This window comes from Glycomyces niveus (assembly GCF_017592475.1).
GTDB lineage: Bacteria > Actinomycetota > Actinomycetes > Mycobacteriales > Micromonosporaceae > Glycomyces > Glycomyces niveus.
Genome location: NZ_JAGFNP010000015.1, coordinates 119,673 through 131,913 on the forward strand (window position 1 = coordinate 119,673; position 12,241 = coordinate 131,913).

At 69.2% G+C, this 12,241-nt stretch carries 11 protein-coding genes; 8 read left to right on the forward strand and 3 right to left on the reverse strand.

Annotated features, from left to right (window positions below; translation table 11 throughout):
• Positions 1-66: 66 nt before the first annotated feature.
• The gene (locus tag J5V16_RS21890; RefSeq protein WP_208499111.1) at positions 67-300 is read right to left on the reverse strand and encodes a mycoredoxin; all 234 of its coding nucleotides are present in this window, start codon (positions 298-300) and stop codon (positions 67-69) included.
• 266 nt (positions 301-566) lie between these two features.
• On the opposite strand from J5V16_RS21890, the gene J5V16_RS21895 reads away from it, so the two are divergent.
• The 4 genes from J5V16_RS21895 (at position 567) to J5V16_RS21910 (ending at position 3,955) form a co-directional block, all read left to right on the forward strand.
• Positions 567-2,714, forward strand: a complete 2,148-nt coding sequence (locus J5V16_RS21895; protein ID WP_208499112.1) for an ATP-dependent DNA helicase UvrD2 — start codon at positions 567-569, stop codon at positions 2,712-2,714.
• A 182-nt stretch (positions 2,715-2,896) separates the two neighbouring features.
• The gene (locus J5V16_RS21900; protein WP_208499113.1) at positions 2,897-3,319 is read left to right on the forward strand and encodes a hypothetical protein; all 423 of its coding nucleotides are present in this window, start codon (positions 2,897-2,899) and stop codon (positions 3,317-3,319) included.
• 76 nt (positions 3,320-3,395) lie between these two features.
• Positions 3,396-3,755 carry a WhiB family transcriptional regulator gene (locus tag J5V16_RS25160; protein WP_208499152.1) on the forward strand — a complete coding sequence of 120 codons (360 nt, stop codon included), beginning with the start codon at positions 3,396-3,398 and terminating at the stop codon, positions 3,753-3,755.
• The gene (locus J5V16_RS21910; protein ID WP_208499114.1) at positions 3,752-3,955 is read left to right on the forward strand and encodes a hypothetical protein; all 204 of its coding nucleotides are present in this window, start codon (positions 3,752-3,754) and stop codon (positions 3,953-3,955) included. The genes J5V16_RS25160 and J5V16_RS21910 overlap by 4 nt, the downstream gene beginning before the upstream one ends.
• A 337-nt stretch (positions 3,956-4,292) precedes the next feature.
• Here J5V16_RS21910 and J5V16_RS21915 read toward each other — a convergent pair whose 3' ends face one another.
• The gene (locus tag J5V16_RS21915) at positions 4,293-5,591 is read right to left on the reverse strand and encodes an ABC1 kinase family protein (protein ID WP_208499153.1); all 1,299 of its coding nucleotides are present in this window, start codon (positions 5,589-5,591) and stop codon (positions 4,293-4,295) included.
• Between the two features lie 330 nt (positions 5,592-5,921).
• On the opposite strand from J5V16_RS21915, the gene J5V16_RS21920 reads away from it, so the two are divergent.
• Both J5V16_RS21920 and J5V16_RS21925 read left to right on the forward strand, forming a co-directional pair.
• Positions 5,922-6,086 (forward strand): DUF5679 domain-containing protein, encoded by a 165-nt coding sequence (locus tag J5V16_RS21920; protein WP_205327395.1) that lies wholly within the window; start codon positions 5,922-5,924, stop codon positions 6,084-6,086.
• Between the two features lie 145 nt (positions 6,087-6,231).
• Complete coding sequence (locus tag J5V16_RS21925; RefSeq protein ID WP_208499115.1) at positions 6,232-6,762, forward strand: M48 metallopeptidase family protein; 531 nt, start codon at positions 6,232-6,234, stop codon at positions 6,760-6,762.
• A 21-nt stretch (positions 6,763-6,783) separates the two neighbouring features.
• On the opposite strand, the gene J5V16_RS21930 is transcribed toward J5V16_RS21925, so the two are convergent.
• Positions 6,784-8,052, reverse strand: a complete 1,269-nt coding sequence (locus tag J5V16_RS21930; RefSeq protein ID WP_243901549.1) for a zinc-dependent metalloprotease — start codon at positions 8,050-8,052, stop codon at positions 6,784-6,786.
• A gap of 113 nt (positions 8,053-8,165) precedes the next feature.
• On the opposite strand from J5V16_RS21930, the gene J5V16_RS21935 reads away from it, so the two are divergent.
• Entirely contained in the window at positions 8,166-9,137 is a 972-nt protein-coding gene (locus tag J5V16_RS21935; protein ID WP_208499116.1) for a YlbL family protein, read from the forward strand.
• Between the two features lie 133 nt (positions 9,138-9,270).
• Positions 9,271-12,201, forward strand: coding sequence for a UPF0182 family membrane protein (locus tag J5V16_RS21940; RefSeq protein ID WP_208499117.1), 2,931 nt, complete (start codon positions 9,271-9,273; stop codon positions 12,199-12,201).
• The last annotated feature ends 40 nt before the right edge of the window (positions 12,202-12,241 follow it).

The following is a 12,241-nucleotide window of genomic DNA, read 5'->3' on the forward strand; positions in this document are numbered from 1 at the left end:
CAACTATAGGGCATCGTACCGGCTTTGTGTCCTAAACGTGACCATAGTCTCGGTATGTGGCACAGGTCAAGCGCTGACTTTCGCTTTCACCTGGGCCAGAGAAGGATTGGTGAGGGCGGTCCCGTCCTCGAACAGCACGGTCGGGACGGTCATGTTGCCGCCGTTGACCCCCATGACGAACGCCGCGGCCTCGGCGTCCTCCTCGATGTTGACCTCTTTGAAGAGCACGCCCTCGCGGTCGAGCGCGGACTTGAGCCGCTTGCAGTAACCGCACCAGGTGGTGCTGTACATCGTGATCATCGATCCTCCTTCGTCTTCGAGGGTAACGCGATACCGCCTAGGGGCATTCCCCCAAAATCGACATCACCGTGTCGGTCCTCACACCGCGCCGCGATCTCGAATTGTCGTACCCCTCAGGCACTCTCGGAACCGGGGCCCGATCCCCAGGGTCTGGCGGCTCGGCCGCTGCCCGCCGTGCCGGCCGCCGCAGTGGTCGTCCTCACCTCCGCCGCGTTCGGGCGAACGGCCCGGCAGTTCTTGTCGGAGGCCTCTGGGAGACTGGTCGGATGACCGCACGCGATCAGGCCATCGAACAGCTCCTCTCCGGACTCGACCCTGAGCAGCGCGAGGCGGTGACCGCCCCGCCCGGACCGGTCTGCATCCTCGCCGGCGCCGGCACCGGCAAGACCCGCGCGGTGACCCACCGCATCGCCTGGCGGGTACTGCGCGGCGACATGCGCGGCCAGCACGTCACGGCCGTCACCTTCACCGCCCGCGCGGCGGGGGAGATGCGCGACCGCCTTCGCGGCCTGGGCGTCTCGGGCGTGAACGCGCGCACCTTCCACTCCGCGGCGCTGCGCCAGCTGCGCTACTTCGGCACCCGCCGCTTCGGCGGGCAGCTCCCCGAGCTCGTCGACTCGACCCTGAAGTTCACGGCCATCGCCGCCGCCCGCGCCGGACTCCAGACCTCGCGCGCCAAGAACTTCGACCTCACGACCGAGATCGAATGGGCCGCCTCGTCCCTCATCGGGCCTGACGACTACGTGAGCGCGATCGCCGCGCTCGGCCGCGACGCGCCCGCCGCCCCCGAGGACGTGGCGAAGGTCTACGCCGCCTATATCGAGGCCAAGCGCCGCGCCGGGGTCATGGACTTCGCCGACGTGCTGGCGTACACCGCCGACCTCATCACCGACCACGCCGCCACCGCCGACCAGATCCGCAGCCAGTACCGGTTCTTCGTGGTCGACGAGTACCAGGACGTGACCCCGCTCCAGCAGCGGCTGCTCGACGCCTGGCTCGGCGACCGGGACGACATCACCGTGGTGGGCGACGCCAGCCAGACCATCTACTCCTTCACCGGCGCCACCTCGCGGAACCTGCTCGACTTCACCCGCAAGCACCGCAACGCCTCGCTCGTGCGCCTCGTGCGCGACTACCGCTCCACCCCGCAGGTGGTCGCCCTCGCCAACCAGATCATCGGCGAGTCCAAAGGGCGCGAAGCGAAGATGCGCCTCGAACTCATCGGCCAGCGCCCGCCCGGGCCGGCCGTCACCGCCGAGGTCTTCGCCGACGAGGCCGAGGAGGCGGACATGATCGCCCGCCGCTGCTCCAAGCTCATCGCGGACGGCATGAACCCTGCGGAGATCGCGGTGCTCTACCGCACCAACGCCCAGTCGCAGGCGTATGAAGAGGCCCTGGCCTCCTACGGCGTGCCGACCGTGGTCACCGGCGCGGCGCGGTTCTTCGACCGACCCGAGGTGCGCCAGGCGGTGGTCGCCCTGCGCTCGGCGGCGAAGACGGACATCGGCGCGATGCCGCTGGGCGAGGCGGTGCCCGCCGCGCTCGAAGCGGTCGGGTGGCGGCCGGATTCGGCGCCTTCCGGTGGGGCGCAACGCGAGGCGTACGAGGCGGTCGCCGCGATCGTGGCGCTCTCGGAGCAGTTCTTGGAGCACCACCGGGCGAACCCGGACGAGGAGGGCCCCGATCCGGACCTGGAGGCGTTCTGCGCCGAGCTCTCCCGGCGGGCCGCCGAGCAGCACGCCCCGGCCGTCTCGGGAGTGACCCTCGCGAGCCTCCACGCGGCCAAAGGCCTCGAATGGGACGCGGTGTTCCTGGTGGGCCTGGCCGACGGCACGCTGCCGACCACATTCGCGCGCACCGAGACCGCGCTCGAAGAGGAGCGCCGTCTGCTTTATGTGGGGATCACGCGCGCCCGCGAACTGCTCCAGCTCTCGTATGGGCTCGCCCGCAGCTCGGGCGGGCGCGAGCGGCGGCTGTGCCGCTTCCTCGCGCCGCTCGGCCTCGGCGGCTTCCCTCGCCCGACCGACCCGGGTGCGGCGGTGTCGAAGCCGCGCGAGCGCAAGAAGGCGAAGGTCCTCGACTGCTCCGGCTGCGGCAAGCCGCTCACTGACGCCCGGGACCGCAAGCTGGGGCATTGCGAGGATTGTCCCGCCACTATGGACGAGGAACTGTTCGAGCGGCTGCGCGAGTGGCGGGTCAGCGTCGCCAAACAGGACGGCAAGCCGGCCTTCACCGTCTTCACGGATGTGACCTTGATCGCTATTGCCGAGCGCTGTCCGGGATCCGACAGTGAGCTCGCGTCCCTCCACGGCATCGGCAAGTCCAAGTTGGACAAGTACGGCCCGGCGGTGTTGCACCTGGTCAACGGCGGAGAAGTGACGGAGGCCATCGCGATGTGCACGAGCGAGGAGTGACCGGTACTTGACCGGTAAATCTGGCGGCAAAAACTTTCTCGCGAGACTCGCAGAAAAAGACGTTGCGCTCCCAAGCGAGAGCGGCGTAGCGTTGCTCAAGCCGGGGTGAGGTGTGTGCCTCAGCATCCGGCAAGAGGAGATGAAGACCAATGTTGACCACGGAACCCGAAGGGAGGGGACAGATGAAGCTGCTTGACGAGACCCAGAGCACGACGCCGCTCGGCGTGTCGTTCGTGGCAGCCGCCGTCTATCGGCACATCGCGCCCGTCCCCGCTCCGGTCCGTGGCACCACTCTGCCCGGCGCCGTCCAGATCACGACGCTGAGCACCGTGAAGACCATCGACAACACCGATATGGGCGCCAATGTCGTCATCGGACGTGGCCGCGACTTCGCAGGCCTCGGTTGGCAGCCGGTTACCGGCTCCGAGAAGCGTCACGGCGCCACCCGCGGGAGACCGCCTCGAGAACATCGAAAGGGCTTATCGACTAAGCCCGCTCGGAACTCTCGAGGCCGCGAATCCCGCCCCAGGGATCGCGGCCTTTTTGTATGGCTTAAACGCCAGGTCGCGGCCCACCAGTTGAAGACAGACGAGACAGATTGCTGAGCAATTGCGTCCTCACACAGCACTGATGCGACCGAACGTCGAGAAGACCATCGAGATGAGAGAGGAGACCGAGCTCATGACCGACACCCTCATCGGGCCCGAGCTGCGAGACCAGGCCCGAGAGACCGGCGGCGACCTGGCCTGCCGGGAGTACGACGCCGACCTGTGGTTCTCGGAGCAGCCCACCGAACTGGAGTTCGCCAAGTCCCTGTGCGCCGACTGCCCGGTGCGCCTGGCCTGCCTGGCCGGGGCGCTCGAGCGCCACGAGCCCTGGGGCGTGTGGGGCGGCGAGATCTTCGAGAAGGGGAACGTCGTGGCCCGCAAGCGGCCCCGCGGCCGGCCCCGCAAGGACGCCGCGCTGATCGAGCGGGCCGCCCAGGAGGAACTGGCCGAGCGGACCCGGGAACTCGCGCTCGCGGGGGTGACGGTGTCATGACGGTCGACCAGCTGAGCCGCCATCTCAAGAAGGATGTCGGCGTTAAGGATCTCGGACCCTCGTTCATCGGGGAGGCCGAGGCGATCCGCCCGATGGAGCTGACGAACCCGCTGCTCGGCGGTATCGGACGGCTGCGGATGCGGAGCCTTTGGAAGGAAGCCGGATACACGGGGCGTCACCGCCGCCGGGGCCGACTTTGACGACGCACTAACCGCGTTGGCTGAAGGGGTCCATCCCTGAGAGGGGATGGGCCCCTTTTGTTGTGCCCGGTTCTTGTCGTGCCCGGCGCTCGTCTGCCTCAGCGCCGCGCCGGCGTTGCGCGTGGTGTCGGCCTCAGGATGGTGTCTGCGTGTCAGGGAGGGTCCTGGCGTGTCTGCATATTTCGGACATTCGCAGACGCCCCCGAATCGATGATCTCGCAAGAGTGCGACATCGAGGGGGCGTGACCGTCCCCCGCGGTCGGGAGTGGCGGGTCGCCAACGCCCCCGAAACAATGGTCTCGCGGGGGTGTGACAGCCGCCGGGATACGAGGGCTGCTCAGCGGTTGGGGTCGGTGCCTTCGGGGTCGGCGAAGCCGGGGAGCCACTCTTCGAGGATGGCGCGCCATTTCGCGGTCGCGCCGAGTTGGCAGAGGACGCCGATGGAGCCCATGGTCACCCGGTGGATCAGCAGGTACGAGGGCGGGAAGCTCATCTGCTTGTTCAGCTTCGCCGCTTCGGAGCCGTGGCCGGTGAGGCGCGTGCTCTCCTTGCGCAGCCATTCGCGCGAGAACTGGAACTCGTCGCCCGCGATCGGCTCGAGCATCGGCTGGAGGAACTCGAGCATCGACTTCGCGTCGATGTCCAGCCGCGGCGGCACGAATCCCTCGCCCCGCAGGCCCGCGACCACGTCGTCGGCCTTGCCGTCGAGGGTCAGTCTCGTCAGCCGGCCCACCTGGACGGGCATGCCGCCGGGCAGGCGCGCGGCCGCGCCGAAGTCGTAGACCACGAGCCGACCGTCCTCGCCGATGGCGAAGTTGCCCGGGTGCGGGTCGGCGTGCAGGAGCCCGGCGCGCTTCGGGGCCGAGAAGTGCAGGGTCGCGAGGCGCAGTCCGGCCGCGTCCCGCTCCTCCTGCGTGCCCTCGGCGATGATCTCGGCGAGCGGGCGCCCGGCGATCCACTCGGTCACCAGCACCTCGCTGCTGGCGTGCACCACCTCGGGCACCACGATGAGCGGGTCGCCCTGGAAGGCCTCGGCGAACTGCCGCTGCGTGGTCGCCTCCAGCTCGTAGTCGAGCTCTTCGAGCAGCCGCTCCCGCAGCTCCACGGTGATCTTCTTGACGTCGAAGTTCGGTTGCAGCACTTTGAACATCGGGGCCATGCGCGAGAGGTGCCGCAGGTCGGCGCGGAGCGCGTCGCCCGCGCCCGGGTACTGGATCTTGACGGCGACGGGCCGCCCGTCCTTCCACACCGCGCGGTGCACCTGCCCGATGCTCGCGGCCGCGGCGGGGGCGTCGTCGAACTCGGCGAAGCGCTCGCGCCAGTCCGCGCCCATCTGCCGTTCGAGCACCCCGTGGACGCTCGCCACCGGCAGCGGGGGAGCGGCGTTCTGGAGCTTCGTCAGCGCCTGGCGGTACGGCGCGGCCAGGTGCTCCGGCAGGGCCGCCTCGAAGATCGACAGGGCCTGGCCGAGCTTCATCGCCCCGCCCTTGAGCTGCCCGAGCACACTGAAGACGTGCTCGGCGGTGCGCCGCTGCGCCTGCTCGCTGAGGATCTCGTCGGCCAGTCCGGTCACCCGTTTGCCCAGCCCCACGGTCGCCCGGCCCGCCAGCCCCAGCGGCAGGGAGGCGAGTTTCATGCCCCGGGAGAACGCCCGGCGCGGGAGGTCGTCACCCGAATGGGCGGGTCCATGCCTGTCGCTCACGTTCCCAATGCTCTCACGGCGAAGCGCCACTTGGCGACGGCACGGGCACGCCAGGTCACGCGCGTGCCGACCACCTGGGCGGTGCCCCCCCGAACGGCCCCGAAGTCACGCGTGTCTCCCGCCTGAGGGTCACCCACTCGGGTGAAGCGGCGCGGCGGGGCTTACAGGCGTGAAATCTGTGGCATTCTGAGGCCGGACGGTCGCACAGCGTGACCGTCGCAACAGGGCCTGCACGACAGGCTCGCGCACAACAGGGGGAATCCAGTGGCTCAAGCGACGAAGACCTACACCGGCTACTGCGTCAAGTGCCGCGAGAAGCGCGACTTCGAGGGCACCGTGGTCGTCTCCGACTCGGGCCGCCGGATGGCCAAGGGCACCTGCCCGGTCTGCGGCACCAAGATGAACCGGATTCTCGGCAAGGAATCGTGACCTCGGGGCCGGACGGCCCCAGCCCCTCGCTCGATCCCACTCTGCGGGAAATCGGCGAGGGGATTTTCTTGGCATTTCACTGCTCTCACCGCAATCGCGACATCCGCGTTATGCGATTGTCACCCCCCGGGTTTAGTGTGCGTTCATGGCGCGCAAAGTGCATCCCCCCGTTGAAGTGCGGCGCTCTCCCCGACGCCGGGCAACCGTAGCGGCCTATGAAGAACGAGGCCGCGTGGTCGTCATGATCCCTGACGCCTTCTCGGAGACCGAGGAGCAGGAGTGGATCGACCACATGCTCGCGAGGCTGCGGAAACGCGAGGCCCGCGACGGCCGCGCGTCCGACGCGGCCCTGCGAGACCGGGCCGTCAGGCTCGCCCGCCGGTACTACCCCGAGCACCCCGAGTGCGCCACCCCCAGGAGCGTCCGCTGGGTCGACAACCAGCAGCGCCGGTGGGGCTCGTGCACCCCCTCGGACGGCACGATCCGGATCTCCCGCCGGATCACGATGATGCCCTCATGGGTGATCGACTACGTCCTGCTCCACGAACTCGCGCACCTGGTCCACCCCGACCACTCGCGCCCGTTCTGGGACATGGTCGGCCGGTACGCGAAGGCCGAGCGGGCCCGCGGCTATCTCGAGGGCATCGCCGACGCCGAGGCCAGCGAGCGCGCGTGAAGGCCGATGCGTCTCGGGGCGCTACTTGTCCCCGGGCTCCTCGTCGTCATCGTCCTTCGGGTCGTTGACCGCGAGCTGGTCGAACATCGACATGTCGAGGTCTTCGAGCGCCTCGGAGACGGACGCGAAGCCCTCGGGGTGCTCCAGGTCGCCCGCGCTCGGCATGAGGTCCGGGTGCGCCCAGACCGCCTCGCGCCCCTCGACGCCCCGCGCCTCGGTGAGCGACTGCCACAGCCGCGTCGCCGCCCGCACCTTCGCCGGGTCGAGGTCGAGCCCGACCAGCGCCTCGAAGGTCTGCTCGGCGGGACCGCCGGTGGCCCGGCGGCGGCGCGCGGCCTCCATGAGCCGGTCGATCGTCGGCAGCCGCTCGCCCACCGCCTCGGCCACGACCGTGTTCACCCATCCGGCGATGAGCGCCAGCGTCGTGCCGAGCCGCGACAGGGCCGCCTTCTGCTGCTCGGTGTCCTCCGTCTTGAAGACCTCGCTCAGGTCCAGGGTCGCCGCGGCCTCGGGGTCCATCGGGTCCATGCCCGACATGGCCTCCTCGATCGCGGACTCGTCGATGCGGATCTCCCGCGCGTACGCCTCCAGCGCGCCCAGCAGGTGCGAGCGCAGCCACGGCGCGTGCGTGAACAGCCGGTGCGTCGCGGCCTCGCGCAGCGCCACGTACAGCCGCACCTCCTCGACGGGCAGCTCCAGGCCCTCGGCGTACTCGGCGATGTTGCCCGGCAGCAGCGCGGCCACACCGGTCTTGCCCAGCGGCAGCCCGACCTCGGAGGAGGAGAGCACCTCACCGGCGAGCTTCGCGAGCGCCTGCCCCATCTGCGCCCCGAACAGGGCCGAGCCGACGCCCTTCATGACGTCGGCCATGGGGCCGAGCATCCCGGCCATCTCCTCGGGGACGAGCGTCTGCATCGCCTCGCCCATCTGGGCGGCCAGCGGCTCGGCGAGCTGCTTCCAGGAGTCCTCGGTGCGAGTGATCCACTGCTTGCGGGACCACGCGTCGGTGGCGGTGACGCCCGAGGGCCAGTTCACGGCCGAGTCGAGCCAGAGGTCCGCGAGGCGCACGGCCTCGGCGACCTGCGCCTGCTCGGCGGGGCCGACCACGTTCTCGCTCTTCAGTTCGGACTCGGCGAGCTGCTTGGCCAGCTGCCAGTTGACCGGACCGGACGACAGCGACTGCGCCATCATCTGCTGCAGCTGCTGCATCATCTGCTGCACCCGCGGATCGTTCGGGTCGGGCAGGTCGCCGCCCAGATTGCCGAAGCCGAATGGAATGTCGGAGCCCATGGGCCAACCGTACGTCAGAGTAGGGGGCGCGGGCCACGGCCCGCCGAACTGGAAGCGCGCTGTTCGCTGCGGGCCGAACACCGCTTCGGGCGAAGGGATGTAGGCTTCCGCGCATGCGAAGGCGAGGAATCACCGTCCTGTTGGGTGCGGTCCTGGTGGCGCTGCTGACCTGGCAGGCGCTTTCGATGGACGTCGCCTACGTCGTGTTCAGCCCCGGCCCCACCGAGGACGTCCTCGGCTCCGAGGAGGTCGAAGGGGTCGAGCACCCGATCATCACCGCCGACACCGAGTACCCCTCGGAGGGCGAGCTGCGCCTGACCACCGTGCGCGTCAAGCAGTCGGTGACCCTCGTGCAGGCCATGCGCTACTGGCTGTCCAATGAGTACGCGATCGTGCCGCGCGACCTCGTCTACCCGCCAGGCGAATCCGAGGAGGAGATCGCCGAAGAGCAGGAGGCCGACTGGGCCGAGTCCCAGTCCAACGCCGAGCAGGCCGCCCTCGGCTACCTCGGCGAACCCGCGACCATCACCGTCGAGGCCGACTCGGGCGGCCTCCTCACCGGCGACGTCGTCACCGCGGTCGACGGGACCGCCGTCACCTCGCTCGAGGACCTCGCTGATTACGCCGAGAGCGAAACCACGGTCACCGTCACCCGCGCCGGCGCGGCCGTCGAAGTCCCCGGAGTGACCCTCGGCGACGCCGAACTCCAGTCCACCCACGACGATCCCTACAACATCCAGATCGACACCGAAGCGCTCGACATCGGCGGCCCCTCCGCAGGCCTGATCTTCGCGCTCGGCATCGTCGACCGGGTCACCGAGGGCGATCTCACCGACGGAAAGGTCATCGCCGGCACCGGCGAGATCGACTCCGAAGGGAACGTCGGCGGTATCGGCGGCATCCAGCAGAAGATCGCCGCTTCGGCGGATCTGGGCATCGAGGTCTTCCTCGCCCCGGCTTCGAACTGTTCGGACGCCGTCGCCGTCGCGCCCGACAACATGACTATTGTCAGAGTCGAGACGCTCGCAGACGCGGTCGCGGCGCTCGAGTCCCTGGCCGCAGGCGGGGAAGTCACGACCTGCTGAACCCTGTTGACCGACGGCTCGCACGCACCGCCGAGCCGGCACCGCACGACGTGAAGGAGTTGCTGCAGTGGCGAACCGGACGCCCACCCCCCCACGGATGAGCCGACGAGGACGCTACGTCCTGATACTCCTGGTGGGCGCGATTGTCCTGCTGTCGGTCCTCGGCTGGCTCGTCGGCCTGCGCACCGACTACCTCTGGTACGACTCGGTCGGCTTCACCTCCGTGTTCGCGACCATGATGTGGACCCGCCTGGGGCTCTTCGGGGTCTTCACCCTCGCGATGGCCGCCTGGACCGGCCTCAACCTCTACCTCGCCTTCCGCTTCCGTCCCGACACGTGGCCCGCCACGAGCGAGCAGGAAGGCCTCGAGCGCTACCGCGAACTCATCTCGCCGCGCGCCGGCTGGTGGATCGGCGGCGTCGCCGTCATCGTCGGCATCTTCGCCGGCATGTCCGCCCAGAGCCGCTGGGAGACCTGGCTGCTGTTCCGCCAGAGCGGCACCTTCGACCACGCCGACCCGGTCCTGCACATGGACGCCGGCTTCTACGTCTTCCGCCTCCCCTTCTGGCAGTTCCTCATCGGCTTCGGCTTCGCCGCCGTCGTCGTCGGCATCCTCGCCTCCCTCAGCGCCTACTACCTCTACGGCGCGCTGCGCTTCTCCGGTCAGGGCGACCGCATGACCAACGTCGCCCGCATCCACCTCTCGGTGCTCGTCGCACTCTTCCTGGGGCTCAAGGCCGTCGCCTACTACTTCGACCGCTTCGACTTCACCACCCAGGACAACCAGGTCACCGGCATCGTCGGCGGCGGCTACACCGAGATGACCGCCCTCATGAACGCCAAGAACGCGCTCATCTGGGTCTCCGTCATCGCCGCCCTCGTCATCCTCGTCTTCTCCTGGGGCTTCACCAGATCGCTGGCGCTGCCCGCCGCGGCCCTCGGCCTCGTCGTGGTCACCGCGATCGCCGCCGGCGGCATCTACCCCGCCGTCGTCCGCAACTTCCAGGTCGAGCCCAACCGCCCCCAGCGCGAAGGCCCCTACGCCCAGCACACCATCGACGGCACCCGCTACGCCTACGGCATGGAGGACCTCGAGACCACCACGTACCCGGTCGCCTCCCAGCCGAACGCCGAGACCATGGCCGCCGACCAGTCCACGGTCCCGTTCGTGCGCCTCATCGACCCGTTCGTCGTCTCCGACGCGTTCACCCAGGCGCAGCAGCCGCGCAGCTTCTACGACTTCAACGAGAAGCTCGACATCGACCGCTACACCTACACCGACGAGAACGGCCAGGAGGTCACCCAGGACTTCGTCGTCGGCCTCCGCGAGCTCAACCCGAGCCAGCTCACCGACGAGCAGCAGGACTGGACCGTCGCCCACACCGTCTACACGCACGGCTGGGGCTTCGTCTCCGCCTCGACCACCGAGAGCGACAGCGGCGCCCCCTGCTTCACCTCCGGCGTCCTCTCCGACGACCCCGGCAACTGCCGGATCGGCAACGACATCATCAACGTCGAGAAGCCCCAGATCTACTACGGGCTCTTGAACAACGAGTACGCCATCGTCGGCGTCCCCGACGGCGACACCCCCCGCGAGTACGACCGCCCGATCGACGTCGCCGTCAGCGACGAGGACTCCACCGAAGAGGACGCCGAGGAGATCGGCGCCGACCGCTACACCACCTACGAAGGCGACGGCGGCATCGACATCGGCTCCGTCGGCCGGCGCCTCCTCTACGCGTGGGAGTTCCAGGAGCCCCGCTTCCTGCTCTCCGACCAGATCAACGACGAGTCGCAGCTGCTCTACAACCGCAACGTGCGCGAGCGCGTCCAGAAGGTCGCCCCGTTCCTCACCGTCGAGGCCGACCCGTACCCGGCCGTCGTCGACGGCGAGATCGTGTGGATCGTGGACGGCTACACCACGACCAACGACTTCCCCTACTCCGACCGGGTCAACCTCGCCGACGCGACGAACGACACCTACTCCGGCCAGGGCGTCGCCAACCAGCCCAACGAGGAGATCAACTACATCCGCTCCTCGGTCAAGGCGGTCGTGAACGCCTACGACGGCTCCGTCAAGCTCTACGAGTTCGACGACGAGGACCCGATCCTCAAGGCCTGGAACGCGATCTACGGCGGGGACCTCATCACCCCCAAGGAGGAGACCCCCGAGGCCCTCGAAGCGCACTTCCGCTACCCGCAGGACCTGTTCAAGATCCAGCGCAGCCTGCTCCAGCGCTTCCACGTCGACGAGTCCCGCACCTTCATCGAGGGCAGCGAGGCCTGGGCGACCCCCGAGGACCCGTCGCAGAACTCGCCGGTCACCCAGCCCGCCTACTACGTGTACGCGACCTACCCGGAGCAGACCCAGCCGTACTTCCAGCTCACCTCGACCTTCACGCCGAGGAACCGCGAGAACGCGCTGGCGAGCCTCATGTCGGGCTACTACGACGAGAACGGCGACCCGCAGCTGCAGCTCTACGACGTGGTCGGCGGCGACGACCAGTCGGTGCGGCAGATCCACCAGATCATCACGTCCACATCGGAGGTGGTGACGACGCTCCGCGACGCCACGCAGGCGGGCACCACGGTCGAGTGGGGCAACCTGCTCGCCCTGCCGGTGGGCGACGGCATCCTCTACCTCGAGCCGATGTACCTGCGGCGGCAGGCGGGCGGCCAGGGCGAGGACCTGCCGCGCCTGACGAACGTCGCGATCAGCTACGGCGGCTACGTCGGCTTCGCGCCGACGTTCGAAGAGGCCGTGGCGATGGTGGTCGACAAGTACGTGTCGGGCGCGCCGAGCGAGGCCGAGCAGAACGAGGGCGAGACCGACGGCGAGACGCCGAGCGAGACGCCTTCGGAGACGCCGAGCGAGACGCCCACGACCGAGGCCCCGGCCGACCCGCCGGAAGTCGAGGCCGCGATCACGAAGGTCCTCGAGGCGCAGGCGGCTTACGAGGAGGCGCAGGCCTCCGGTTCGAACGAGCAGGAGGGCGCGGCCCTCGACGCCCTGCTCGCCGCGCTCGACGAACTCGAGGCGGCGAGGCAGGCCGCGGGCCAGTAAGGCCTGAGGCCTTGCACCGCAATTGAAACGAGAAGCGCCC

Bases quoted from the DNA above. Each gene is read 5' to 3' on its own strand.
- J5V16_RS21890 (WP_208499111.1), bottom strand. From the start codon at position 300: ATGATCACGATGTACAGCACCACCTGGTGCGGTTACTGCAAGCGGCTC.
- J5V16_RS21895 (WP_208499112.1), top strand. From the start codon at position 567: ATGACCGCACGCGATCAGGCCATCGAACAGCTCCTCTCCGGACTCGAC.
- J5V16_RS21900 (WP_208499113.1), top strand. From the start codon at position 2,897: ATGAAGCTGCTTGACGAGACCCAGAGCACGACGCCGCTCGGCGTGTCG.
- J5V16_RS25160 (WP_208499152.1), top strand. From the start codon at position 3,396: ATGACCGACACCCTCATCGGGCCCGAGCTGCGAGACCAGGCCCGAGAG.
- J5V16_RS21910 (WP_208499114.1), top strand. From the start codon at position 3,752: ATGACGGTCGACCAGCTGAGCCGCCATCTCAAGAAGGATGTCGGCGTT.
- J5V16_RS21915 (WP_208499153.1), bottom strand. From the start codon at position 5,591: ATGAAACTCGCCTCCCTGCCGCTGGGGCTGGCGGGCCGGGCGACCGTG.
- J5V16_RS21925 (WP_208499115.1), top strand. From the start codon at position 6,232: ATGGCGCGCAAAGTGCATCCCCCCGTTGAAGTGCGGCGCTCTCCCCGA.
- J5V16_RS21930 (WP_243901549.1), bottom strand. From the start codon at position 8,052: ATGGGCTCCGACATTCCATTCGGCTTCGGCAATCTGGGCGGCGACCTG.
- J5V16_RS21935 (WP_208499116.1), top strand. From the start codon at position 8,166: ATGCGAAGGCGAGGAATCACCGTCCTGTTGGGTGCGGTCCTGGTGGCG.